Origin of the sequence: Nocardia bovistercoris (assembly GCF_015674855.1) — a bacterium.
Lineage (GTDB): Bacteria > Actinomycetota > Actinomycetes > Mycobacteriales > Mycobacteriaceae > Nocardia > Nocardia bovistercoris.
This window is the reverse complement of the sequence record NZ_JADMLG010000022.1, coordinates 1-24,404: the sequence shown is the minus strand read 5'-3', so window position 1 is coordinate 24,404 and position 24,404 is coordinate 1. Positions and strand designations below refer to the sequence as shown.

Here is a 24,404-nt window from a genome sequence, read left to right as displayed (position 1 = left end):
CGGCGGAACGGATTTCCACATTTGGACCGGTCGGTCGCTTGGTCGACCGGGGGCGATCAGAGCTGGTCCACGATGTGCTCCGCGATCGGAATCGCCGAGGTCGCCGCCGGTGACGGAGCGTTGAGCACGTGGATCGAACGCGCCGTGCGCTCCAACAGGAAATCGTGCACGAGGGTGCCGTCGCGCAAGACGGCCTGCGCGCGGATGCCCGCCTCGCGCGGCAGCAGGTCGGCCATCGTCAACTCCGGGCAGTAGCGGCGGCATTCGGCCAGATAGCCGCGCTTGAACAGGGAATTACGCAGTTCCCTCACTCCGGTGCGCAGATGGGTGCGCGCCACCCGGTGAGTGCCAGGGAAGCCGAGGATCTCACGCGCGTCGCGCAGGTCGACGCTGCCCTTGCGATAGCCCTCCCTGGACAGCCCGAGCACCGCGTTCGGGCCGACCGTCAGCGAACCGTCGATCATCGGACTCAAATGCACGCCGAGGAAGGGCAGACTCGGATCGGGCACCGGATAGATCAGGGTGCGCACCAGATCCGCGCGCTCGGGCGGCAACCGGTAGTACTCGCCGCGGAACGGCACGATCCGGAAATCGACGCGCAGCCCCGCCGCGGCGGCCATCCGATCCGCCTGCAACCCCGCGCACACAACCAGCCTGCGCGCCGTCCAACTACCCGACGGACCCGCCGCCGTCACCGACTCCGCCGACTCGCGCAACTCGGTGACCTCGGCGCCGAGCACGATCCGGCCGCCCTCCTCGCGCACCTGCGCCGCCAGCGCCGCGGTGACCCGCCCGTAGTCGATGATCCCGGTACCCGGCACGAACAACGCGCCGACTCCGGTCACCCTCGGCTCCCGGCGCCGCAGCTCCGCCGCGTCGAGCAGTTCCACCTCGACCCCGTTGGTGATCGAACGCTCGTACAGGTCGAGCATCCGCCGGTGTTCGGCGGCATCCGTGGCGACCAGCAGTTTTCCGCACACCTCGAACGGAATGCCCTGCGCTGCCGCGAATTCCTTCGTCCAGCGCGCACCCTGGGCGCACAGCCGCGCCTTCAGCGAACCCGGCGCGTAGTAGATCCCCGAATGGATCACCCCGCTGTTGTGCCCGGTCTGATGGGTGGCGAGCGCTCGCGCCTTCTCCACCAGCACCAGACTCGCGCCGGGGTGGCGGCGCAGCAGCGTCCGCGCCGTCGCGACGCCGACGATCCCGCCGCCGATCACACAGAAGTCGTACACGCGGCATCACATTAGACGGCGCGGGCCGCCGTGCGGGCGGATCAGATCCGCGCCGTCGGTGCGGTGCGGCCGGGTGCGGGTGTGCGGTCCACGTGCAGGTCGTGCTCGCCGAGGGTCGGATCGGAGACCGCGAGGGTCATCGCGCCGCGCTTGGTGTCGATCTCGGTGGTGACCCGCGAGACCTCGCCGCCACTCCCCTGCCCGTTCGGCTCGGCCTTCGGGGCCGGACCGGAGAACAGGTCGGTGTCGACGGTGACCGTCACCGTGTCGCCGCCGGTCGGTTCGATCCGCGCGCCGACGTAGCCGTCGCCTACATCGAATCGGCCGTCGACCCCTTCCCGTGCTCGGGGTCTCGGCTCGGGGGCCGGTTGCGGGGCCGCCACGCGGACCGCGGGTGCGGCGGGGGCGGGAGGTTCGCTCGGGCCAGGCAGGATCGGCGCGGCGGGACGGCCGACGCGGTATCCGTGGAAGACGGCCTCGACGAACGAGTCGGGGCCTGCGGGCTCGGCGCGCGGTGGCGCGACCGCGGCTGGTTTCTCCGGTCCACCCGGTGTGGCCGCCTGCCGCTGGGTGCCCGCCATCTGGTCGGCGATATAGGCGCCCGCGGCGACCGTGAGGGTCAGGCTGGCCGCGCCTGCCAGCACCACGGTGACGTGGCGTGCGATCTGGGCGGGTCTGTATTCGGTCACGATGCGTATTCCCTTCCCCGGCGCCTCTCCCCTGGCGGCCCGCATCATCGGAAGCCGTACACATGTCCAGGCTACGTGCGGGGCTCGGGCGCCGCACATCGGGTAGGAGATGGATCACAAGGGCGGGATGCGGTCGATGTTTCCTCGATCCGATCAACGGGTAATGGTTGGGTAGCTGGCGAGCGTCATACTCGACTGCCACTCGAAGACCCCCGGCCAATGACGTCCGGCCGTCAGAACGTACGGCGCACCCAGTGTGGCGCTCGCCCGCTCCCGAGGCGGATGCTCCGGCCGGGGGTTCCCGGCCGGAGGTCCGTCAGGTGAATTGGCCTGCCGCCCTTCCCGTTCCCGTTGGTCCCGCGAAGGCTTGGGCGATTTCCAGCCAGGTGGTCGCGTCTTCGCCCTTCGTCTCGAGGGCGAGGTCGGCGCGGTGCCTGCGTTGGGTTACCAGTAGGCAGAAATCGAGGGCCGGTCCGGTCACGCGCTGGGCTGCGTCTTCGGGGCCCCAGCTCCAGGTCTCGCCGTCGGGGGCTTCGAGTTCTACCCGGAACTCCGCGGTGGGTGCTTCGAGTCCGCGGACCGAATAGGCGAAATTTCTGGTGCGTACGCCGATGTGGGCGATGGGGCGCAGGCGTGCGGTCGGGGTTCGGTGTACGCCGAGAGTGTCGGCTATGTCTTGGCCGTGTGCCCAGGTTTCCATGATGCGCGCGGTGATCATCGAAGGTGGGCTCATCGGGGGGCCGAACCAGGGGAGTTTGGTGCCTGCCGGTGCTGTGCGTAGGGCCGCGACCAATGCTGTGCGGCCTCGGCGCCAGCGTTGTAGTAGGTCGGGAACGGGGGTGCGTGCGCCTTCGGCGGCAGCCTCGTCTACGAAGGTCAGGGCCTTGGGGGCGGCTTCGGTGAGTAGGGTGGTGAAGCGGGTTGCGTCGGTGGCGGCGAGGGTGGCTACCTCGTCGGTCCAGGTGAGGTGGGCGATTTGGTGGGCGATGGTCCAGCCTTTGGCTGGGGTGTCGCGGGTCCAGGCTTGGGGTGGGAGGGGGGCGACGAGGGCCTCCAGGTCCGCGCATTCGGTTGTGAAATCGTTGAGTAGCGCTTCGAGGTCGGCCATTTGCGTCCTATGCCTGTGTCTGTTTGGGGTGTTTTCGGTGCTTGTGGGCTTATCGGGTGTCGCTGCTGTGAGGTGGGGGTCGGCGGGGGTGGTGGTGAGACTCGGAGGTTTGGCTACCCAAGAGGGGTGTGTTGGGCTGAGTTTGTCGGGCATGGCGCGCGCCGGGGGCAGCTACCCGATAGGCGTGATGGGGGTGAGATTGTCTGACACGACGTGACCCGGAGGTGCAGCTACTCAATGGATGGGTTGGGCTGAGTCAGTCGGGGGCGACGCGGACCGGAGGTATAGCTACCCAATGGTTTGACGCGGCTGTGTTTATTGGCGTCGCCTTCGGCGCCGCGGGTTCGCGGCCCCTCGGTCTCGCGTCCCAGCGTTCGATACTTGCTCCTGCGTCGCATTGTCTCGAACGCTGGGACGCGAGACGGCCGCGAACCGTCGCTCGTCGGGCTCGCTCCCGAGTGGGCTGGGGTGGGGCTTGGAAGGAGACGCTTGGGGGGTACCGCCAGTGGTGGTGGTTGGCGGTATCGGGGGCGAGCGGTGGTGGTCGGGGGGGTATCGGGCGAGCGGTATCGGGCGAGCGGTATCGGGCGAGTGGTGGTGGTTGGGTTGAGGTGGGGCGTGAACGGTGGTTGGCGGGCTGGCTCCTGGTGGGGTTGGGGGTTGCGGGTTTGGGGTTTTCAGCATGCATCGGGGGTAGGAAAGATGCAAGCATGATCGCTTGTTTTTGGGGTTACCAGCCGAAGAGGAGTAGGTGGGTCAGGCCGACGCCTAGGCCTAGTAGGGCTCCGTGTAGGTAGAGGAGCCAGGCGTCTTGTTCTACCGAGGCGTAGAACATCTCCATGAACTCGCCTGGGCTCAGTAATTGCAGCTTGCGTGCCGCGAATTCATCGATCTTTTGTGCCTGCTCCAGGGCGAATTCCTCGTCTTGCATCACGCTCGGCGCCAGGCCGACCGCTGCGCCTGCCGCGCCGACTTTCAGATTGTCGAACTGTCGTTTGCCGAATGCCGCGCGCACCATCGGGGTGGTTGGGCCGAGTTGGCGGTGGATCTCGTCGGAGACCAGGCGCTCGATCAGCTGCCGTGTCTTGTCGCCGTTCGGGCCGTCGAGGAGTTCGTGTGACAGGTTCGGGAGCGTCAACACCTGGTAGGCGAGGATATGTGCGAGGTCGGTTGCCGCTTGTGGCTGGCGTTTGGCCAGTAGGGCCTGCTTCCACAGGTATTTGTAGCGGGGCTGTGGATCGCCGGGTTCGAAGACCATCTTCACGGCGATCACGTTCACGATCACGCCGATGGCGGCGGCGCCTGCGAGCACGATCACCCACGTGGGCAGCCAGCCGATTACCGGAATGTTGTGGTGGACGTGCAGGTACAACGCCATGAGCAGGCCGAACGGTGCGCCGAGCAGACCGATCCTGACCATGAATCGCAATTCCGGTGCGGCGATCGTGGTGGTCAGGTCCTTGAGGATGGTCGGATTTCCCTGTAGGTAGCGGATCACGAAACTCTTGATATCGATCAGATGGTCGATATTGTCGCCGAGCGATTCGAACGCGCGTCTGGTCAAACGCGGCAGCTCCCGGTCGACTCGCTGGTAGACGACCTGTTTCATCTGCTTGGGGACCGTGCGCCACAGGTCCGGATTCTCCCGGTACATGATGTCGTCGACGATCGATCTGACCTGCGAGCGGGCGTTTTCGGCGATGTAGTCGGCGATGCCCTCGAGGTCTAGCTCGTGAATGAAATCGCGTGGACTTCCGATGCGGAGCAGCGCCTTGTCGACGCAGATGCTCGCCATCTTCTCGGCCCGCGCCGGAATGAATCCCTGGAATCCGAAACGGCGGCCGTCACCGGAGAAGGTGGGCAGCACCTGGACTCGTCTCGGGAAATACGGGTAGAGCACGGCCAAACCGGGGACGCGCACGCCGCGGAATCGGTCCGGCCAGAACAACATCAGCACGCCGGTCCAGTTCGTCAGCCAGCCCGCGAGCGCGCTGAAGATCGGGAAGGTGATCAGATCGACCACGAATTTCGACTGTCCGGTCAATTCCTCCCAATCGATGAACACGCCCGAGGCGAGTGTCGTCATCGTGGAAGCCCCCTGATCCGGCCTTGTCCGAGTTGGTGGGACTCACCGTCTCATCAGCTCGTCCCGGGTGTCAACGCGGCCTGCGCGCTCGCGGCTATACCGAGTCGCGGTCGATGAGTATCGCGAATTCGCCGTGCTCCTCGGCGGGCTCGTGGGGGAGGCCGAGTGCGCTCATCATCGAATCGACCGCGGTGTCGACGATGGCGGCGGCGCGGAAGCCGACCGTGGTCAGCGGCGGGTCGCTGACGATGCCGAGACCGATGGCGTCGACTCCCATGACCGCCAGGTCCTGGGGGCAGCGCAGCCCGGCCCGGCGGATGCCGTGCAGGACGACGAAGGCGGTCTCGTCGCTCTGCGCGCAGACGGCGGTCACGCCGCGTTCGGTCCAGGACCTCACGATCTCGGCGGCGTTCGCGCCGTCGGCGCCGACTTCACCGACGACGGGGTCGGGCAGTTCGTGGTCGCGGGCGGCGACGCGCAGGCCCTCCAGCCAGTAGTCGCCGAACAGTCGGAGTTTGGGGTCGTCGGAGTAGGCGAATCCGAGTCTGCGGTGTCCGTGGGCGAGCAGGTGGCGCACCCGCAGCCGCCCGACTTCGAGGTGCAGTGCCGCCAGGGTGTGCAGATTGGCGCTGCCCAAATGGATCTGGGGTAGGCCCGCGGCGCCTGCCAGGTCGAGTGCCGCGCCGGTGAGCGGGAAGACGCCCGCGACGGCGATGGGATCGAGTCCGGCGATGGCCTCGGCGATGTTCGCGCCGTCCTCGGTTTCGAATTGCAGCGACATCACGATGCCGTGGCGGGCCAATGCCGTGGTCAGGCGGCTGCCGACCTCCATGGCGAGTGCGCCGAGCGCCATCTGCGGCACGATGTAGAGCACCAGGCCGCTGCCGCCGATCACCAGGTTCCGGGCGGCGAGGTTCGGCCGGTAGCCGAGCGCGGCCGCCGCCTCCCGCACGGCTCGCTGGGTCTGCGGCGAGATCCGTTGTCCGGCGACGTTGTTGAGCACGTAGCTAACCGTCGCCGTCGATACCTTCGCCAGTCTGGCGACATCGGCCCGCGTCGGTCTTGCCGACCGTTTCACGCCAACTCACCGCCTCCGAACCGGCCCCTGCTACGTCCCGACCAGCATCATCGCACGGCCGACCGCGCGCGCCGCCACGGCTGTGTCGCACTCTGGACGGCGACCACTTACGCGAGTAAGTTGAGAATCTGCTTCTCAAATCTGGAGAAGCCGAATTCGAACGAAGGAATCGCGGTGGCTGTCGAACATTCGCCGATCCCAGCGGACTGGGACCAGATCACTCCGGAATGGATGACCACCGTCCTCGGAGACCGTCATCCCGGCGTCCGAGTGACGTCGATCGAGGTCGCGTTGCGTGACGACGGCACCAACCGCCGCGCCCGTCTCGCCCTCACCTACGACGGGACGCCGGGTCCGGAGTCGGTCTTCGTCAAGGCCGCCGACCCCGCGCACAAGGAACTGATCAAACTCACCAGCGGCATGTTCCACGAACCGCGACTCTTCGGCAGCGGCGTGCCACTGCCCGTCGAACACCCGGCCGTGTTCGCCGCGCTCATCGACGAAGACGCCGAGGACTTCCTCCTGGTCATGGAAGACCTCACGCTGCGCGACGCCGACCCGCGCGACGCCACCCGGCCGCTCACCGTCGACCAGGCCGCGAACGGCGTGCGCGCGCTGGCGCGACTGCACAGCCGATTCTGGGGATCGCGCCTGCGCGAGCGGCCTGATCTCGAATGGCTCGAACCGTTCCGGCCATGGGACGGGATGGAGATCGCCCCCTTACCCGCGGCGATCGCGGCTCTCGGCCCGGACGCGCCACCCGCCGTGACCGCGCTCACCATCGGCGAACTGATCGAGGACATCTGGAAGCCCTACATTCGCAGCCTCACCGCGGGTCCGCAGACCCTACTGCACGGCGACGCTCATATCGGCAACACCTACCTCATCGACGACACCCACGTCGGATTCCTGGACTGGCAGGTGGTTCGGCGCGGACACTGGTCGCTCGATCTCGGCTACTTCCTCCAGGGCGCGCTCACGATCGAGGACCGTCGCGCCGCCGAAGACCGCATCCTCGACGACTATCGCGACGCCCTCGAACTCCCCGCCGGGGAGAAACCGACGCGGGCGGAGATCCGCCAGGGTTACCGGGCTTCCGTCGCGCACGGCCTCACGCTGTGGCTGTGCACCGCGAGTGCGGGCGAACTCTGGCAGCGTCCCGATATCGCTATCGCCCTCGCACGCCGCTACTCGGCCGCCTACGCCGACCTCGAAACCGCCGCGGCGCTGCACGACCTCGCCCGCTAGATTTTCCGCGGCCGAGCGGGAGACAGCCGTTGTCCCGGAGCATCGCCACGCCGAAGGGGCGATGCTCCGGGAGCGGCGAGGCTTCGGAGAAGGTCGTCCCGGATACGACGATGGCGGGCCGACACCTTTCGGTGCGGCCCGCCACGCGTGTGCGTCGATCAGTCGATGGTGCAGCCGGTGAGGGGCTTGTCACCGAGGCGATCGAGCAAGTAGGTGACGGCGTTGTCGGGACCGAACCCGTCGATCAGTTCCGGCCCGAAGTGGCCGGGAAGCACGCTGCCCGGCAGGATCGGTGGCAGTTCGTTGGTACGGAAGGTGACCGTCGCGCCCTTCGCGCACCAGTCGGAGGCGAGCTGACGGGCTTGGCCGTACGGCACCGCGTCGTCGTTGCGACCGCTGGTGATGAGCACCGGCGACGCGGGGGTCAGATTGCCGATCTTCATCTCGTCCAGCGCGGCCACGGCCTCGGGCAGTTCCGCGATGTGCTCGCTCAGCGAACGGCCGTCTATGGTCATCGAATTCGTGCGCATGAACGGGTGTTTCATGATCACGTCGGCGATGCACGAAGTGCTCAACTCGTTCAGCAGCCCGATACCGGACGGGCTCGAGATCTTCCTGATGGAGTCGTTGATCGCGGGGTAGCGAGCGGCCAGCGCGTTGATGGCGAAGCCGATGGCGCCGCTGATGAGGGAGCCGTCGATGCGCGGCGTGATCGCGCCGAGATCGGCGGTCGGCCCACCGGCCCAGGTGCCCTTGAGGTTGAGTTCGGGCGCGTAGTCGGGGGCCATCTCCACGGCCGCCGCGGTCGCGCCGCCGCCCTGTGAGTAGCCCCACAGCACCGTCGGGGTGTCCGATCCGACCCCGGCGAGCGCGTTGGCGGCGCGTACGCCGTCGAGCACGGCTTGGCCGGATTCGATCCGGTTGCCGTAGGTGTGGATACCGGGGGTGCCGAGGCCGATGTAGTCGGTGACGAGGACCCGCGCGCCGAGCGCGCTCCACACCGCCGACGCGGGCAGTTCCTGGTTCGCCGAAATTCCGAGCGACGGGTCGGTGAGCAGCGCGAGGCCCGTGGAGAACGCCACCGACATCGCGCACTGGTCACCCTGGCCCGAGGTACCGGGGGCGATCACGACGGTCGGCCGAGGACCGGGACCGGACCACGGCACCGCCGCGTCGATGAACGTGCCGCTGACCGCGACCGGCGACCCGTCCTGTAGTCGACTCGTGTACATGACCAGCTGCGCCTTGCCCGGCCAACCCGCCGATGTCGGCGCCGTGATGTACAGCGGCATCGGCTGGGTCTTGACGATCGAGCCCGGCGCCGATGGGATCTGCGCGGGCGGCGTGTAGAAGCTGCTGACCGGCGCGGCCGCCGCCTCCGGCACGCCGACGCCGACCCCGCCCGCCGCGGTGAAGCACGCCGCCGCCACCGCGACCGCGAATGAAGCGGCACAACGTCCCCATAGCGATCGGCCCCGACCGCGCTGTCCGTACATCTGCAACTCCCATGAGATCCCCGGCGCCATCGCCGGTGTGTCCAACGCCGCACCGCGACCCGAGACATGACACGGGTCACCAAACGACTACCAGACAGTAACTTAGTTACCGAAATTTTGCGAGAACCCCCCGACTCACATCGTTCGAAATCCGCTGTGAGCGAAGTATCCGTGCAGGTCTGTGCGGTGAGCGACACTCTCGTAGTCGAATGGCCGTCCTACGGGTGTGTGGCGGTCCGCAGGTTTTCCATCGCGGACCGTACTTCCTGGCGAAGGTGGGTCACGAACAGGTCCACGGAGGATGAGGGGTTGTCGTCCGGGAACTCTGTGCCATCCCTACGGTGTTTCTCCCGGAGAGACTGCGCGTGGCGGACAGCGTCGTCCGCGAGTTTCATGTAGAGGGGACCGTCGAGATGTTTGCCATCTGATCCGTCGAGTTCACGTCGGAGCTGTATTGCCCCATCGGTCGAGATATGACCTGCGTGGCGACAGTGGTGAAGGATCAGCCAGATCTCGAAGCACGGGTTGCTGATCGCCAAACGGACGCCATTGTCCGTCGCCATTTGCCTTGCCCGATCGAGGTGGGGATGATTTTGTGGGAATTCCACATCGAATACACACCAATAGAAATCGATGTCGAGGTCGGCGCGGCGCTTGTCGGCGCAGGCGCTTTCCACGAGGCGCATCGGTGTGGCCCCGGCTTCCTCGATCGACACATCCACGGACACAGCTTCGGTGAACTCGGGTAGCCGTTTCAGTGCGTCGATGTACTCGGGTTCGGTCGACTTTCCTTCCGCGTAGACCGGAAAGGTGGTTCGCACCGGTTTGGTTTCGGTTCTGCGCTTCAGGGGCTTCCCCTTCTTGCCCCGGTCCTTCGCGCTCATCCGATCAGTCCCAGATCTTGCAGGACATCAAGGCGGGACACGTCAGGCAGCGCACCGAAGCGCCCGCTCAGATAGCCACTCTCCAGGTTCGCCGATCGGCGAACTCGCTCGCCCGCGAAATCGGAGAGAGCGGCGAAGCGTGTCGAGCCGTTCGACTCCTTCTGAGTCAGCCATACCTCGTCGCGGTTGAGGTGATTCAAGAGGTTGGTGTCGTGCGAGGTGAACACGAGTTGAGCGCCGTGCGGGTTGGACTTGTGGCCTTTGAATAGTTCGACGAGGCGAGCCGTAAGTGTCGGGTGCAAACTGGCATCGAGTTCATCGAAGAGTATGACCGCGCCGCTTCGCAGTGCCATGAGCACCGGTCCGATCAGTTCGAACCAAGCTTGAGTTCCGGCCGACTCGTGCTGATACTCGAACGGCAATCGTTCTTTGTCGGCGACGTGGACAAGTTGCGGTACTCGTCGCGTGACGGTACCGCTTCGCTCGGATTCGATTCGGGTTTCCTCGATTTCGACATCTGCCACGCCGAGATCGGCGAGCTGGAGCAATGCGATCGCGTGTCGGCGAGTCGATTGCCATTCTTGCTCGTCGAACTCTGTTTCACCCGGCAGCGCGTCGTCGAAATCTCCCTCTCGTGGTGGATCGAACAGGCGCAGCGTCGAGTGCATTGTCCGGGCGGGACTGCGTCGCAGGCCGCTGAGAGGTTGCCCCATCGCGGTGATGCGAAGGAGGGTTCGAGCGAAAGCCGAGGTGGTCGGCTCGTCGAAGCGTCGCATGATGGACAGCGCGAGTGACCGGTCGGTGAGGAGCGTTCGGGTGCCCGCGAGCTCACCGAGGCCGCGCTGGAGCACGAGCTCGTTCGCCTCGCGCTCGAAAACCCTTCGCTTGCGTCCTTCCGGATAGTGGAAGAGTGCCTCGTAGCTGACTCGATGCCTTCCGACATCCAGGAGATACTCGAAGCGGATCCCGCCGATCTCCAGCTCCAATGCGAACGAAGAGTCTTGGCTTTTCCGGTCGCCGAAGGCGAATGGTTCGACCGGGATCTCGTCGTCCCATCCACGCAACGAATGTCGCACCGCTGACCGCAGCCAGGCCAGTGCCGCCAGCACATTCGATTTCCCGGAGGCGTTGGGACCGAAGATGCCTGCGACCGGTACCAGGGAAGCGCCGAACTTCGGATGGATCCGTACCTCCGGTCTGTCGTCCACCGCGACCATCGACAACTCCGCCGGCTCGACGATCGAGCGGAAGTTCTCCACTTCGAACCGGATGAGCATCGCGCCACCTCACTACATTCAAATGGGTGTTTTCGTCCAAAAGATACCAAAATCCGACTCTGTCAGCGCTCGATCGGGGATTGGATCAACAGCGCTTCTGTCCTTGATCTCCGCGCGAGACTGCCGTCCGGTAGCAGGTTCGCGCTGTTGCGGACCTTGTTGGTTCCGCTGTGAGCGAAGTGGGGTTGGTGGGGGAACAACGGGGGTGGGGTGGGGGTTGAGTGGGTATCGCTCAAGTTTTGGAAGGGTCGAAACGTGACTACAGCTCAGAATCTGCCGGTGCTGTTCCTGACCGATCCGATCGTGCTGCCGGGCATGGTCGTGCCCATCGAACTGGATGAATCCGCGCAGGCGGCGATCGACGCCGCGCGGGCCGCGAAGACCGAGGCGGTGCTGCTCGCGCCGCGGCTGTCGGAAGGGTATGCCGCCTACGGCGTCGTCGCCACCATCGAACAAGTCGGTCGGATGCGCGGTGGCGCGCCCGCGGCCGTGTTGAAAGCCGAGCGGCGGGCGCGGATCGGGCACGGGGTCACCGGGCCCGGCGCCGCGCTGTGGGTTGAGGCCGAGGTGGTGGCGACGCCCGAACCCGACGGCCGGACCAGGGAACTCGCCGCCGAATACAAGAAACTCGTCGTCTCGGTGCTGCAACGGCGCGAGGCGTGGCAGGTCATCGATGCGGTCAACCAGCTCACCGATCCGTCGGCCATCGCCGACACGGCGGGCTACGCGCCGTACCTGACCGCCGACCAGAAACGTGAACTGCTCGAAACCCCGGATGTCACACAGCGTTTGACCACGCTCATCGAGTGGACGAAGGCGCATATCGCCGAAGCCGAGATCACCGAGAAGATCAGTGACGACGTGCGCGAAGGACTCGAGAAGAGTCAGCGCGAATACCTGCTGCGCCAGCAGCTCAACGCGATTCGCAAGGAACTCGGCGAGGACGAGCCCGACGGCGCCGACGACTACCGGACCCGCGTGACCGACGCTGACCTGCCCGACACCGTGCGCGAGGCCGCGTTGCGCGAGGTCGGCAGGTTGGAGCGCGCCAGCGATCAGAGCCCGGAATCGGGGTGGATCCGCACCTGGCTCGACACCGTCCTCGAACTGCCGTGGACGGTGAAAACCGCTGACAGCACCGATATCTCGGCGGCGCGCGCGGTACTCGACGCGGATCATCACGGTCTGGACGAGGTCAAGGACCGCATGGTCGAGTACCTGGCCGTGCGTGCCCGTCGCGCGCGGCGCGGGTTGGAGGTGGTCGGCGGACGCGGTTCCGGCGCGGTGCTTGTGTTGGTCGGCCCGCCCGGTGTCGGCAAGACCTCGCTCGGTGAATCCGTGGCGCGTGCGCTCGGCCGGAAGTTCGTGCGCGTCGCCCTCGGCGGTGTGCGCGACGAGGCCGAGATCCGAGGGCACCGCCGCACGTATGTCGGCGCGTTGCCGGGTCGGATCGTGCGCGCGATGAAGGAGGCGGGTTCGATGAATCCGGTCGTCCTGCTCGACGAGATCGACAAGGTCGGCTCCGATTTCCGCGGCGACCCGGCGGCGGCCCTGCTCGAGGTGCTGGATCCCGCGCAGAACCACACCTTCCGCGACCACTACCTCGACCTGGATCTCGACCTGTCCGACGTGCTCTTCATCGCGACCGCCAATGTGATGGAAACCATCCCCGGCCCGCTGCTCGACCGGATGGAACTCATCACCGTCGACGGCTACACCGAGGCCGACAAGGTGGCCATCGCACGCGACTTCCTGGTGCCACGGCAGCTGGACCGCAACGCGTTGACCGCCGACGAGGTGTCGATCACCGAGGAGGCGCTGCGCGAGATCGCCGCGAACTACACCCGCGAGGCGGGCGTGCGGCAGATGGAACGGCTGATCGCGAAGGCGCTGCGCAAGGCCGCGACGAAACTGTCCGAACCCGACTCGCTCGGCTACGACACCGAACTCGGCTACAACGGCGGCGTCGAGGAGATCGGCACGTCGACCGCACTGACGATCGGACTCGGCGACCTGACCGACTACCTCGGCCGACCCCGCTTCACCCCCGATTCGATGGAACGCACCTCGGTGCCCGGCGTCGCGACCGGACTCGCGGTGACGGGCGCAGGCGGCGACGTCCTCTACATCGAGGCCAACGCCGCCGAGGGCGAACGCTCGTTGACCCTCACCGGCCAACTCGGCGACGTCATGAAGGAGTCCGCGCAGATCGCGCTGACCTACGTGCGCTCGCACCTGGAAGAGATCGGCATCGAACCGTCGGTGCTCGACCGAGGCATCCACATCCATTTCCCGGCGGGCGCGGTCCCGAAGGACGGCCCTTCCGCGGGTGTGACGATGGTTACGGCGCTGGTGTCGCTGGCGTTGGGCAGGCAGGTGCGCGGCGATGTCGGCATGACCGGTGAGGTCACGCTGAACGGCCGGGTGCTGCCGATCGGCGGCGTGAAGCAGAAGCTGCTCGCCGCGCAGCGGGCCGGGTTGAAGACCGTGTTCATTCCGGCGCGCAACGAACCGGATCTGGACGAGGTCCCCGCCGAGGTGCTGGCCGCCCTCGATGTCCGTCCCGTCGCCGACGTGGCCGACATCCTCGCCTACGCCATCGAGCCGATGACGGAGGCGTCGCTGGATCGTCGGGCTTTCGCGGCCTCGGCGTAATCGGCCTGAGCGAGCTTCGGTCTGATCGGCCGAAACCAGAGGCCGGCACGGATTCTTTCGTGCCCGGCCTCTCGGGTCCTGTCACTCGGGCGCACAACAAGATGCCGGTCGACAACAGGTGTTCCGCCGACCACGCTCGCGGTATCGCCGTCGGCGTCCGTGACCGCTCTCGACGGTGTTCGGCGTCCGGGTACGAAGCGCGGGCCTCGTGCGTGCACGGTTCGGCTACAGCGCCCGCTCCACGACGCGCGTGGTCCCTTGGGCGACCGCGCACAGCACCGGCTCCGCATCCGAACTCTCCGCGTAGATCTCGCAGTTCACCACCGCCTGCCTGCGGGTCGACCCGGCGACGACGGCTTCGGCGCGCAGCCGATCGCCCGCCGCGGGCCGCAGATAGGTGACGGTGAACCCTCCGGTCAGCACATTGGGCCCGAGTACGGTGCCCGCCGCGAAGGTGAGGGCGTTGTCGGCGGCGTAGGACAGCACACCCCCGTGCACGAAACCGAATTGCTGCCGCAGTTCGTCGCGCACCGGGATCACCAGAGTAGCTCGGCCGCCGCCGAATTCGGTGATCTCGGTGCCGACCAGACGCGCGAACGGCTGGGCGGCGAGCACTTGCCGCGCGGAGTCGATGTCCATGGTCGTGGTCGTCATCACGTGCCTTTCGTGCCTGGTGTTCCGGTGGCGACGCCGAGGGTGAGCCAGGCGGCTTCGGCGAGTTCTCCGGCGACGGAGGTCGGGGCGGCGCGCATGTCGCCCGCGAGCCATTGCCTGCTGTATTCCTGGGCCGGTCCGAGCCACAGCGCGTAGACCAGGTCGAAGGGCAGCTCGCGCACCGCGCCGTAGTTCGCGTGGGTGCGCCACCAGCGCCAGACGTCGGCGAGGAAGGCCCGGTTGCTTTCGCTGTCGCGGACTCCGGGCGGACGCGCCGAGAGCAGTATCCGCGCCCGGTACTGGTTCTCCCCCACCCAGCGCAGATGTTCGCGCACCCCCGCGGTGACGCCTTCGCGCGCGCAGGCGCTGTGCCCGACCACCACCCAGAAATGCTGTTGATAGTCGGTGAGCGCATGCGCCCACACCTGCCGATACAGATCGGATTTGTCGGGAAAGTGGTGATAGAGCGCACCGACGCTGGCCCCCGCCGCCGCCCTGATCTGGGTCAATGTCGCGTCGAGAGCGCCGTGCTCGGCGAACTGCCGTTCCGCCGCGAGCAGCAACCGATCTCGAATCTTCACAAACAGAATCTAGTTCTGTTCTGGTGTCGCACGCAAGACTTCCCCGTATCCCTACGATGGGGCGCGAGGGTGTGGGCAACACGACACGTGGCGCGCGGAGGTGCCCCGATGGCCGAGATTTCGCCCGAACCGGACGGCGCCGCCGCCCGCTGGCTGCTGCATATCGATCTCGACCAGTTCCAGGCCGCCGTCGAGTACCGCCGCCACCCCGAACTGCGCGGCCTCCCCGTGATCGTCGGCGGCAACGGCGACCCCACCGAGCCCCGCAAGGTCGTCACCTGCGCGTCCTACCCCGCACGCGCCTTCGGCGTGCGCGCCGGAATGGCACTGCGTTCAGCACACCGCAAATGCCCCGAAGGCATATTCCTCCCGCTGGACATGACCACCTACGAGGAGGCATCCGAGGAAGTCATGGCCCTGTTGCGCACCTTCCCCGGCCGAGTCGAAGTCTGGGGTTGGGACGAGGCCTTCCTGGCCGCCGACACCGCGGCCCCCGAACAACTCGCCACCGAAATCCGCACCGCCATCGCCGAATTGAACCTGACCTGCGCCATCGGCATAGGCGACAACAAACTCACCGCCAAACTGGCCACCGGCTTCGCCAAATCCGCGAGCAAATCCGCCGCACCGCCCGCCGACCCCGTCGCGGCCACTGCGGGCATGTTCCGACTGACGGCCGCCAACTGGACCGAAGTAATGGCCCACCGCCCCACCAGCGCTCTCTGGGGAATCGGCCCCCGCATCGCCGCCAGACTGGCAACACTCGGCATCGACACCGTAGCCGACCTCATGACCGCCGACCGCGGGCGTCTGGCCACCGAATTCGGCCCGAATACCGGCCCCTACCTGCGGGTCCTCGGCCACGGCAAAGGTGACACCGAAGTAACCACCGAACCGAGAACCCCCGTGGGCCGCAGCAAATCCGAAACTTTCCCGAAAGACCTGACCGACCGCACCGAGATAGACGCGCAGGTAGCACGCCTGGCCCGCGAGGTCGCCGAAGAGATGGCCGCCGAAGGCCGCATCAGCACCAGAGTCTCGGTAACCGTCCGCACCAACACCTTCTTCACCCGCACCAAACAACGCAAACTCCCCACCCCGACCACCGACGTAGACCAAATCGCCGACACCGCCCTCGCGGTAACAGCCCGCTTCCCCCTGGACCGCCCAGTACGCCTACTAGGCGTACGCCTCGAACTACTACCCGAATAACCCGCCGATGAATACAACTTGCCCTGGACCTAGGTTGAGGTTTTAGTGTCGGTGTCCGGGGGTTGAATGACGGGGAGCGAGAGGACCAGGACGTGAGTATCGAATCCGTGGCGTGGAACCAGATGTATCGCCAAGCGAACGCACCGCGCGAACAGCGCCCGTTCCGCCTGGCCATCGCACGCCGAATCCTGAGCTTCGCAGGCCCACACCGACGGAGGATCGGTTCGTTCCTCCTGTTCAGCGTCCTGTCGGCACTGCTGGCGGTGGCCACACCGGTCCTCGCGGGCCGAGTAGTCAACGACATCGTCGACGGCTCCGCCCCGCGCGTCGTCGTCACCCTCGCCGCCCTTATCGGCGCCCTGGCCGTGGTAGACGCCGGACTCGGCCTGGCAATCCGGTGGATGTCAACCCGTATCGGTGAAGGACTGATCCTCGACCTGCGCACCGCGGTCTTCGACCACGTGCAGCGCATGCCGGTCGCCTTCTTCACCCGCACCCGAACCGGCGCGCTCGTCAGCCGCCTCAACAACGATGTGATCGGCGCGCAACGAGCCTTCAGCGACACCTTGTCCGGAGTGGTCGCCAATCTCGTCACCCTCGCGCTGACGCTCGCGGTGATGGTCACCATCTCCTGGCAGATCACCTTGCTCGCCCTGATCCTGTTGCCGGTCTTCGTGATTCCCGCGCGACGGATGGGGCGCCGACTGGCCGATATCCAGCGCGAAGCCGCCGGTCTGAACGCCGCCATGGGAAACCAGATGACCGAACGGTTCTCCGCGCCCGGGGCCACTTTGGTCAAACTGTTCGGCAGGCCCGCGCAGGAGTCCGACGAATTCGCCACGCGGGCGCGACGAGTGCGCGATATCGGGGTGCGCACCGCCATGTTGCAGACCGTGTTCGTCACCTCGCTCACCCTGGTCTCGGCGCTCGCGGTGGCGCTGGTCTACGGGCTCGGCGGCTGGTACGCGCTGCGCGGACAGTTGGACGCGGGTGCGGTTGTCGCGCTGTCACTACTGCTGACCAGGCTCTACGCTCCGCTGACGGCGTTGGCGAGCGCGCGCATGGAAATCATGTCGGCGCTGGTGAGTTTCGAGCGGGTCTTCGAAATCCTCGACCTGAAACCGCTGATCGAGGACGCGCCCGACGCGGTGGCGGTGCCCGAAGGCCCGGTCTCGGTGGAATTGGACGCGGTGAGTTTCGGGTATCCGTCCGCGGACAAGGTGTCGCTGGCCTCGCTCGAGGATGTGTCGACACTGGATACGCGCGGCGGGGTCGAGGTGCTGCACGGGGTGTCGTTGCGGGCCGAGCCGGGTCAGCTGATCGCGCTCGTCGGTTCCTCCGGTGCCGGTAAATCCACCGTGGCCCAATTGGTTTCGCGACTCTACGATGTCGACTCCGGCGCGGTCCGCCTCAGCGGCGTCGACGTGCGCGAACTGAGCACGCCTTCGCTGCGCGCCGCGGTGGGCCTGGTCACCCAGGACGGGCACCTGTTCCACGACACCATCCGCGCCAACCTGCTGCTCGCCCGCCCCGAAGCCACCGAGCCGGAACTGTGGGACGCGTTGCTGCGCGCCCGTTTACGCGATCTCGTCGAATCCCTGCAGGACGGGCTCGACACCGTGGTCGGCGAACGCGGTTATCGGCTGTCCGGCGGTGAACGTCAACGCCTCACCATCGCCCGCCTCCTGCTGAAACAGCCGAGAGTGGTCATCCTCGACGAAGCGACCGCGTCCCTCGACTCCACCTCCGAAGCCGCCGTGCAGGAAGCGCTCACCGAGGCGCTGTCCGGCCGCACCGCACTCGTCATCGCCCACCGCCTCTCCACCGTCCGCGCCGCCGACCAGATCCTGGTCATGGAAGAGGGCCGAATAATAGAACGCGGCACCCACCCGGACCTGCTCGCCGCCAACGGCCGCTACGCCGAGCTCTACCGCACCCAATTCGCCGACGCTTCGGAACCCGCCGCCGCGTGACATCCGGGAAAGCGCGGCCGGATCGAGGCCGCGCTTTTCGGGTCAGAATTCGCCGGCCACGCCGAAGATGGTTCGGCCGGAATGGGTTCCGTTCTGGAGGCTGCGGAGGACCGGTTCGGCCTCGGTGATGGGGGCGAAGTTCTCGAGGGTCGACAGGTGGCTCGGGCGGAATTCGTTCGCGAGGCGGGTCCAGAGAGCGCGGCGCTTCTCGATGGGGAGGGCCACCGAATCGATGCCGATCAGGGCGACGCCGCGCAGGATGAAGGGCATGACCGTGGTCGGCAAGGCCGTGCCGCCGGTCAAGCCGCCGGCCGCCACGGTTCCGCCGTAGCCGATCACGCTCAGGACGTGGGCCAGGGAGGCGCCGCCGACGCTGTCCACCGCGCCCGCCCACCTGGTGCGGCCCAGCGGGCGCGGCTTGGCGTCCGGATCCTCCGGTAGGCGGCCGATGACCTCGTTCGCGCCGATATCGGCGAGACGGTCGGCGGCGTCGGACTTGCCGGTGGAGGCCACCACCTCGAAACCGAGACCGGACAGGATATCGATGGCCACGCTGCCGACGCCGCCGGTCGCTCCCGTCACCAGGATCGCGCCGGTCTCCGGGGTCAGTTCCCGGTCGAGCAAGGTCTGCACGCTCAGGGCGGCCGTGAAACCGGCGGTGCCGATGATCGCGGCGTCGCGGGTGCTGAGGCCGTCGAGTTTCACCACCCACTCGGCGGGGACCCGCGCGTACTCGGCGAAACCGCCGTGCTGGGCGACGCCGATGTCGTAGCCGTGCGCTACGACCAGGTCGCCGGGGGTGAAATCGTCGTCCTCGGAGGTGACCACCTCGCCGGTTATGTCGATACCGGGAACTATCGGGTACTTGCGGACCACACCGCCGCCCGGGGTGATCGCCAGGGCGTCCTTGTAGTTCGCGCTCGAGTAGTGCACTTTGATCGTCACCGCGGCGGGAGGGAGGAAATCCTCCGACACCCGTTCCTTGGTCAAGACGATCCCGCTGTCCGATTCGTGTGCCACCATCGCCCAGAAATCCATGGGTTGAGTCTATTGGCGTCGCCTTCAGCTCCGCGGGACGTGCCTGCTGGGCCTGGTGCTGCGGGATCGCGTTTACGCTGGCAGGGTGATCGACGACCGGTTGGTATCGGCGTTGCGCGGGCGGCTCGACGGTGAGGTCGACCTGTCCGTGCGGCGGCTTGCGGAGTATTCCTCGGATGCCTCGAATTACCGGGTGCTTCCGGCTGCCGTCGTCTTTCCGCGTGCCGATGCCGATGTCGCGGCGGTCCTCGACTTCGCGCGCGAACACGGACTCGGCGTTACCGCGCGTGGTGCGGGCACTTCGGTGGCGGGTAATGCCATCGGTTCCGGCATCGTGCTCGATTTCAGTAGGTATCTGCGTCGTGTGCTCGATATCGATCCGGAGCGTCGGATCGCGCGGGTGCAGCCGGGGGTGGTGTTGTCGCGCCTGCAAGGTGTCGCGGCTGCGCACGGGCTGCGGTTCGGCCCCGATCCGTCGACCCAGAATCGCTGCACTCTGGGCGGGATGATCGGCAACAATGCCTGCGGACCGCATGCGGTGGCGTGGGGGCGGACCTCCGACAACACGGTGTCGCTGCGCGTACTCGACGGCACCGGCGCCGAACGGATCCTCGCCGACGATCTCGGCTCGGTGCCTGGCCTGGCCGATTTCACCGGGGCCAACCTCGCTGTACTGCGTACGGAACTGGGGAGATTCGACCGGCAGGCCAGCGGCTACGGATTGGAACATCTGCTGCCCGAGCGTGGTTCGGCGGTGGCGAAATCCTTCGTCGGCAGCGAGGGAACTTGCGGTGTGCTGCTGGAGGCGACGGTGCGGCTGGCGGAGTTGCCCGCGGCGACGGTGCTCACGGTGCTCGGCTATCCGGGCATGGCGGAGGCCGCCGACGATGTCGCCGCGGCACTCGGCTGCGCGCCGATCGCGGTGGAAGGGATCGACGCGCGGCTGGTCGATGTGGTGCGTGACCGGCGCGGCGCCGTGCCCGACCTACCGCGCGGCGCGGGGTGGTTGTTCGTGGAGACGGCGGGGGAGAGTGCGGCCGAGGCGGAGGCGTCGGCGCGTGCGCTCTGCCGTGCTGCCGGTGCGCTGGACTCGCGTATCGTGACCGACCCCGCGCAGGCAGCCGCGCTGTGGCGGATCAGGGCCGACGGCGCGGGGCTCGCGGGGCGCACCCCCGATGGCAGCCCGGCTTGGCCAGGGTGGGAGGACGCGGCGGTGCCGCCGGAGAATCTCGGCGACTACCTGCGTGACTTCGGCGACCTCACCGCCGAGCACGGGGTGGATGGGCTGCTGTACGGCCACATCGGTGACGGCTGCATCCACGTGCGACTCGACCTCCCGATCCTCGACGCGCCGCGCCGGTTTCGCGCCTTTCTGTTCGATGCCGCCGAACTCGTTGTGCGCCATGGTGGTTCGCTCTCGGGTGAACACGGTGACGGGCGCGCGCGGTCGGAACTGCTCGCGGTCATGTATTCCGCCCGAGCGCGTGCCGCGTTCGCGGGTTACAAGGCGCTGTTCGATCCCGGCAATGTTCTGAACCCCGGCGTGCTGGTCGATCCGCGTCCGATCGACGCGGATCTGCGTGTGGCCGGTTTGCCGCGGATCCCCCTCGCGGGCTTCGCTTTTCCGCACGACGACGGCGATGTCGCGACCGCGGTGCACCGTTGCGTCGGTGTGGGGAAATGTCGTGCCACGGGCGGTTTCATGTGCCCGTCCTATCTCGCGACCGCCGACGAGAAGGACAGCACCCGAGGTCGGGCGCGGGTGCTGCAGGAGGTGGTGCGCGGGGCCGTCGACTGGTCGTCGCCCGCGGTGGCGGAATCGCTCGACCTGTGTCTTTCCTGTAAGGCGTGTCGCTCGGACTGTCCGGCGGGCGTGGATATGGCGACCTACAAGTCGGAGACGCTCTACCGCCGCTACCTCGGCAAGCTCCGGCCGATCGACCACTACACCCTCGGATGGCTGCCGCGTTGGCTGGCGGTCGCGACCAGGATGCCGCGCCTGGTCAACGCGCTGGCCCGCGTCGAGGTGCTGCGCCGATTCGGACTGCGTGCCGCGGGCATGGATACGCGCCGCGCGGTTCCGGTTCTCGCCGAGCGTTCGTTCCGCCGTCGCGCGCGGACGGGCGGGCGATCCTCCGGTAAGTCGGTGATGTTGTGGGTCGACACCTTCACCGACGCCTTCGATCCCGATATCGCCGCGGCCGCCGTGGATCTCCTCGAATCGCTCGGCTACCGCGTGGTGTTCGCGCCGGATCGGGTGTGCTGCGGTCTGACCTGGATCAGCACCGGTCAACTCGACGGCGCGCGCGCCCGCCTGCGCGCGACCCTCGACGCGCTCGACGCGCATGTCGGCGCGGGCGGCACGGTGATCGGACTCGAACCATCGTGTACGGCGGCGCTGCGCGCGGATCTGCCCGAACTGCTTCCGGAGGATCCCCGGTCCGCGCCGGTCGCGGCGGCGGTGCGGACCCTCGCGGAGTTCCTGCTCGCCGAACCCGACTGGCGGCCGCCGGTGCGTCCCGGGGTATCGGTGGTGTGGCAGCCGCACTGTCACCAGCACGCGGTTCTCGACTCGAAAGCCGATCGCCATATATTAGCCAGAATGCAAGTAAAAGTTATTGAAGTCACTGGGTGTTGCGGATTGGCAGGTAACTTCGGAATGCAGGCCGGACACTTCGATATTTCTGTCGCCATCGCTGAAAACGGAATTCTGGCCCGTATTCGCGATACGGACCCGACGGCTTTGGTGCTGGCCGACGGATTCTCGTGCCGCACTCAGGTGCGACAACTCGCGCACAGAGACGCTTACCATCTGGCTCAGTTCCTCAGGGAATGACCATGATTCGTCCGGAAATCGCGAGCGCGACATACCTGCCGCGTTCGCCGCGGCGGTGGTGAGAGTATCTCAGCTGCCGGAAGGGAGGGTGCCGGGCGGAATCTGATACCCAGAGCTGCCCGCGAATACGCCGCCCCAGACACTGAGCAGAAGATTCAGCAGATTGGTGATCATATAGTGCCTCCGTCGTGGAGATTGCCAATAATTTACTGATTCAAGGAATAGTCGATCTGATATCGCTACGAGAATTTCACGTGTTACACCGGCTGAGAACACGATGCGGTACCGCTCTGTATCGGGACGTTCCGTCGGTGTCCGAGGAACCCGTTTCCGCACAGGAAAACTCCTGGTCAGCGGTTTCGTGAGACGGGTTCGAGCCCTGACGCCTCGCCACCGCGACCGTCGCGCACAATGGTCGGGTGCGCGACTCGACGATCCAGGACGCGGGACTGTCCCGCACGGTCACCTCGGACCGCCCGATCGATCTCGCCCCCACCCTCGCCCCACTGCGTAGAGGCGCCGCCGACCCCTGCTATCGGGTGACCCCGGACGGCGCGCATTGGCGAGCCTCGCGACTCGCGACGGGCCCGGTCACCTACCGCCTCACCCAAGCGGGTGCGCACGCGGTCGACGCGCGCGCCTGGGGACCCGGCGCGGCCGAATTCCTCGACGGCCTCCCGCATATGCTCTGCCTCGACGAGGATCTGACGGGATTCATGCCCGGCCACCCCAAAGTCATCGATGCCCATCGCCGTTTCCCCGGCCTGCGGATGCTGCGCACCGGCCTAGTATTCGAATCGCTCGTTCCAGCGGTGCTCGAGCAGAAGGTGCACACCGTATCGGCCCGGGCTTCCTGGCGTGCGCTGGTGCGGAAATTCGGGACTCCCGCGCCGGGGCCCGCGCCGTCGGGTCTGCTGCTCGCGCCGGATGCGGACGCCTGGCGGCGCATTCCATCGTGGACCTATCACCGCGCCAATGTCGGCCCCGAGCGCGCGCGGACCATCGTGCACGCCGCCCGCGTCGCGGAGTCGCTGGAGCGGACCGCGGTGATCGATGCGGCCGAGGCGGCGCGACGTTTGCGCACGGTTCCCGGAATTGGGGTGTGGACTGCCGCGGAGATCGCGCAGCGCGTCCACGGTGACGCCGACGCGCTCTCGGTGGGTGATTACCATCTCGCGGCGATCATCGGATGGACGCTGCTCGGCCGTCCCATCGATGACGACGCCATGGTCGAATATCTCGAACCGCTACGTCCGCATCGGTATCGGGCGGTCCGGCTGTTGGAGATCAGCGGTCACGCGCACAAACCGAAATTCGGCCCTCGGACCCCGCTGACCGATCACACCTGGCACTGAACGGTTTTCGGACTGGTCGGTCGTTCTAGGTCTATTGACTACCACTCAGGGAGGTGTGGCGCTCGCAGACGACCCGTGGGCCGCGCAACCTGCACGGCCCTCGCGAGCGGGTCGGGGGCTCATCCCCGCGGACACGGAAAGTGATCGGAGCACTACTCGCGGATCACGGTTGCAGTGCCCGACCGTCGAGGACGCATTTGCCCGCTTCGACCAGTGTCGTGCGGGCCCGGCGGCGCACCAGGCAGCGGTCGACGGTGCAGTCGAGGTGCAATTGCATTGCGGTGTGGGCCTGTTCGTCGGTGAGGACGCCGGGATCGCAGGCGCAGTTCAGCAGGGAGGCGACGCGCATGTTCGGATAGGGGAGTTGCATCAGGCCACCTCCGCGTCGGCGGAAAATACAGCTTCAGCGGAAAATACAGCTTCGGCGGTGAACCCTGCCTCGGTGGTGAACCTGTTCGACCGGTGTGTGGTGTGTCTGCGTAGCCGGTCGTCCCAGGGAGCGTGGTGAATCGCCATGCCGACCGCCTCGCGCGCGGTGAGTCCGACCTCCTCCGCGAATTCACCCACGGTGTCGAGCAGGCCGGGTACGACTTCGGCGACCTTGAGGGCGGCGACTGCCTGTGCGCACGTGAGTGTGCGCCCGGGTAGAAAAGAGACCACCCAGTTCTCGTGTCCGACGCTGCGCGCGCGGTGCGGGGTCAGATCGCTGGTCATCAACGACGACGCTATGACATGTACAGCCATGACTCCTCGTTCCTGCGTGCGATTCCCGAGGGTGTGCGTGACGCCCCGCGGGGAGTCGCCATCGAATACTGTGTGTGCCCGGAGTTTTCGCAGGGGGGAGGGGGACCGCTCTGCTCGGCTCCGGGCACACTTCCAGCACACCACTGCGGGATGGGCACGGCAACGCTGTTGGTGAATCTCACAACATTTTCGAGCGAATCCCCAGCACAACATCCACAAGGGAGGGCAGGATTCCCCATAATGGATGAAGGATCC

General features: G+C 67.0%; 19 protein-coding genes. 6 read left to right on the top strand and 13 right to left on the bottom strand.

The window, feature by feature from the left end:
- Positions 1-56: 56 nt before the first annotated feature.
- The 5 genes from lhgO to IT779_RS33500 all read right to left on the bottom strand — a co-directional run bounded on the left by lhgO (position 57) and on the right by IT779_RS33500 (position 6,196).
- Positions 57-1,235, bottom strand: coding sequence for an L-2-hydroxyglutarate oxidase (gene lhgO / locus IT779_RS33520; protein WP_196153500.1), 1,179 nt, complete (start codon positions 1,233-1,235; stop codon positions 57-59).
- Between the two features lie 41 nt (positions 1,236-1,276).
- Positions 1,277-1,924: a hypothetical protein gene (locus tag IT779_RS33515; RefSeq protein ID WP_196153499.1), complete on the bottom strand. Its 648-nt coding sequence runs from the start codon at positions 1,922-1,924 to the stop codon at positions 1,277-1,279.
- Between the two features lie 316 nt (positions 1,925-2,240).
- The gene (locus IT779_RS33510; RefSeq protein WP_196153498.1) at positions 2,241-3,032 is read right to left on the bottom strand and encodes a TIGR03084 family metal-binding protein; all 792 of its coding nucleotides are present in this window, start codon (positions 3,030-3,032) and stop codon (positions 2,241-2,243) included.
- Positions 3,033-3,762: 730 nt separating this feature from the next.
- Positions 3,763-5,118 (bottom strand): hypothetical protein, encoded by a 1,356-nt coding sequence (locus tag IT779_RS33505; RefSeq protein WP_196149122.1) that lies wholly within the window; start codon positions 5,116-5,118, stop codon positions 3,763-3,765.
- Positions 5,119-5,212: 94 nt separating this feature from the next.
- The gene (locus IT779_RS33500) at positions 5,213-6,196 is read right to left on the bottom strand and encodes a LacI family DNA-binding transcriptional regulator (RefSeq protein ID WP_196149123.1); all 984 of its coding nucleotides are present in this window, start codon (positions 6,194-6,196) and stop codon (positions 5,213-5,215) included.
- Positions 6,197-6,427: 231 nt separating this feature from the next.
- Between IT779_RS33500 and IT779_RS33495 the strand changes: the two genes are divergently transcribed.
- Positions 6,428-7,444 carry a phosphotransferase gene (locus IT779_RS33495; RefSeq protein ID WP_196149186.1) on the top strand — a complete coding sequence of 339 codons (1,017 nt, stop codon included), beginning with the start codon at positions 6,428-6,430 and terminating at the stop codon, positions 7,442-7,444.
- Positions 7,445-7,602: 158 nt separating this feature from the next.
- On the opposite strand, the gene IT779_RS33490 is transcribed toward IT779_RS33495, so the two are convergent.
- From IT779_RS33490 to IT779_RS33480, 3 genes are all read right to left on the bottom strand, one after another.
- Positions 7,603-8,940 carry a lipase family protein gene (locus tag IT779_RS33490; RefSeq protein WP_196149187.1) on the bottom strand — a complete coding sequence of 446 codons (1,338 nt, stop codon included), beginning with the start codon at positions 8,938-8,940 and terminating at the stop codon, positions 7,603-7,605.
- A 218-nt stretch (positions 8,941-9,158) separates the two neighbouring features.
- Positions 9,159-9,824, bottom strand: coding sequence for an RloB family protein (locus IT779_RS33485; protein WP_196149124.1), 666 nt, complete (start codon positions 9,822-9,824; stop codon positions 9,159-9,161).
- The gene (locus IT779_RS33480; RefSeq protein WP_196149125.1) at positions 9,821-11,101 is read right to left on the bottom strand and encodes an AAA family ATPase; all 1,281 of its coding nucleotides are present in this window, start codon (positions 11,099-11,101) and stop codon (positions 9,821-9,823) included. The genes IT779_RS33485 and IT779_RS33480 overlap by 4 nt, the downstream gene beginning before the upstream one ends.
- 315 nt (positions 11,102-11,416) lie before the next feature.
- Here IT779_RS33480 and lon point away from each other — a divergent pair, with 315 nt between their 5' ends.
- The gene (gene lon / locus IT779_RS33475; RefSeq protein ID WP_232541654.1) at positions 11,417-13,756 is read left to right on the top strand and encodes an endopeptidase La; all 2,340 of its coding nucleotides are present in this window, start codon (positions 11,417-11,419) and stop codon (positions 13,754-13,756) included.
- A gap of 225 nt (positions 13,757-13,981) precedes the next feature.
- Here the strand turns inward: lon and IT779_RS33470 are convergent, their stop codons facing one another.
- Both IT779_RS33470 and IT779_RS33465 read right to left on the bottom strand, forming a co-directional pair.
- Positions 13,982-14,410 carry a PaaI family thioesterase gene (locus IT779_RS33470; RefSeq protein WP_196149126.1) on the bottom strand — a complete coding sequence of 143 codons (429 nt, stop codon included), beginning with the start codon at positions 14,408-14,410 and terminating at the stop codon, positions 13,982-13,984.
- The gene (locus IT779_RS33465) at positions 14,410-14,991 is read right to left on the bottom strand and encodes a TetR/AcrR family transcriptional regulator (RefSeq protein WP_196149127.1); all 582 of its coding nucleotides are present in this window, start codon (positions 14,989-14,991) and stop codon (positions 14,410-14,412) included. Before IT779_RS33465 ends, IT779_RS33470 begins: the two co-directional genes overlap by 1 nt.
- 108 nt (positions 14,992-15,099) lie before the next feature.
- On the opposite strand from IT779_RS33465, the gene IT779_RS33460 reads away from it, so the two are divergent.
- Positions 15,100-16,203 (top strand): DNA polymerase IV, encoded by a 1,104-nt coding sequence (locus tag IT779_RS33460; RefSeq protein ID WP_196149128.1) that lies wholly within the window; start codon positions 15,100-15,102, stop codon positions 16,201-16,203.
- 92 nt (positions 16,204-16,295) lie between these two features.
- Positions 16,296-18,176, top strand: coding sequence for an ABC transporter ATP-binding protein (locus IT779_RS33455; RefSeq protein WP_196149129.1), 1,881 nt, complete (start codon positions 16,296-16,298; stop codon positions 18,174-18,176).
- A 42-nt stretch (positions 18,177-18,218) separates the two neighbouring features.
- Here IT779_RS33455 and IT779_RS33450 read toward each other — a convergent pair whose 3' ends face one another.
- Positions 18,219-19,214: an acrylyl-CoA reductase family protein gene (locus tag IT779_RS33450; RefSeq protein ID WP_196149130.1), complete on the bottom strand. Its 996-nt coding sequence runs from the start codon at positions 19,212-19,214 to the stop codon at positions 18,219-18,221.
- A gap of 85 nt (positions 19,215-19,299) precedes the next feature.
- Here IT779_RS33450 and IT779_RS33445 point away from each other — a divergent pair, with 85 nt between their 5' ends.
- Positions 19,300-22,050 (top strand): FAD-binding and (Fe-S)-binding domain-containing protein, encoded by a 2,751-nt coding sequence (locus tag IT779_RS33445; protein ID WP_196149131.1) that lies wholly within the window; start codon positions 19,300-19,302, stop codon positions 22,048-22,050.
- Positions 22,051-22,469: 419 nt separating this feature from the next.
- The gene (locus IT779_RS33440; RefSeq protein ID WP_332838746.1) at positions 22,470-23,405 is read left to right on the top strand and encodes a DNA-3-methyladenine glycosylase family protein; all 936 of its coding nucleotides are present in this window, start codon (positions 22,470-22,472) and stop codon (positions 23,403-23,405) included.
- Between the two features lie 163 nt (positions 23,406-23,568).
- On the opposite strand, the gene IT779_RS33435 is transcribed toward IT779_RS33440, so the two are convergent.
- Together IT779_RS33435 and IT779_RS38320 are read right to left on the bottom strand one after the other, a co-directional pair.
- On the bottom strand, positions 23,569-23,775 hold the full coding sequence (locus tag IT779_RS33435) for a hypothetical protein (protein WP_196149132.1): 207 nt from the start codon (positions 23,773-23,775) through the stop codon (positions 23,569-23,571).
- Positions 23,775-24,149, bottom strand: a complete 375-nt coding sequence (locus tag IT779_RS38320; protein ID WP_232541596.1) for a hypothetical protein — start codon at positions 24,147-24,149, stop codon at positions 23,775-23,777. The genes IT779_RS33435 and IT779_RS38320 overlap by 1 nt, the downstream gene beginning before the upstream one ends.
- Positions 24,150-24,404: the final 255 nt, after the last annotated feature.

What these genes read in the sequence shown, in the direction of transcription:
- IT779_RS33505 (WP_196149122.1), bottom strand. Translation starts at nt 5,118, where the DNA reads ATGACGACACTCGCCTCGGGCGTGTTCATCGATTGGGAGGAATTGACC.
- IT779_RS33510 (WP_196153498.1), bottom strand. Translation starts at nt 3,032, where the DNA reads ATGGCCGACCTCGAAGCGCTACTCAACGATTTCACAACCGAATGCGCG.
- IT779_RS33450 (WP_196149130.1), bottom strand. Translation starts at nt 19,214, where the DNA reads ATGGATTTCTGGGCGATGGTGGCACACGAATCGGACAGCGGGATCGTC.
- IT779_RS38320 (WP_232541596.1), bottom strand. Translation starts at nt 24,149, where the DNA reads ATGGCTGTACATGTCATAGCGTCGTCGTTGATGACCAGCGATCTGACC.
- IT779_RS33470 (WP_196149126.1), bottom strand. Translation starts at nt 14,410, where the DNA reads ATGACGACCACGACCATGGACATCGACTCCGCGCGGCAAGTGCTCGCC.
- IT779_RS33480 (WP_196149125.1), bottom strand. Translation starts at nt 11,101, where the DNA reads ATGCTCATCCGGTTCGAAGTGGAGAACTTCCGCTCGATCGTCGAGCCG.
- IT779_RS33485 (WP_196149124.1), bottom strand. Translation starts at nt 9,824, where the DNA reads ATGAGCGCGAAGGACCGGGGCAAGAAGGGGAAGCCCCTGAAGCGCAGA.
- lon (WP_232541654.1), top strand. Translation starts at nt 11,417, where the DNA reads ATGGTCGTGCCCATCGAACTGGATGAATCCGCGCAGGCGGCGATCGAC.
- IT779_RS33460 (WP_196149128.1), top strand. Translation starts at nt 15,100, where the DNA reads ATGGCCGAGATTTCGCCCGAACCGGACGGCGCCGCCGCCCGCTGGCTG.
- IT779_RS33435 (WP_196149132.1), bottom strand. Translation starts at nt 23,775, where the DNA reads ATGCAACTCCCCTATCCGAACATGCGCGTCGCCTCCCTGCTGAACTGC.
- IT779_RS33490 (WP_196149187.1), bottom strand. Translation starts at nt 8,940, where the DNA reads ATGTACGGACAGCGCGGTCGGGGCCGATCGCTATGGGGACGTTGTGCC.
- IT779_RS33495 (WP_196149186.1), top strand. Translation starts at nt 6,428, where the DNA reads ATGACCACCGTCCTCGGAGACCGTCATCCCGGCGTCCGAGTGACGTCG.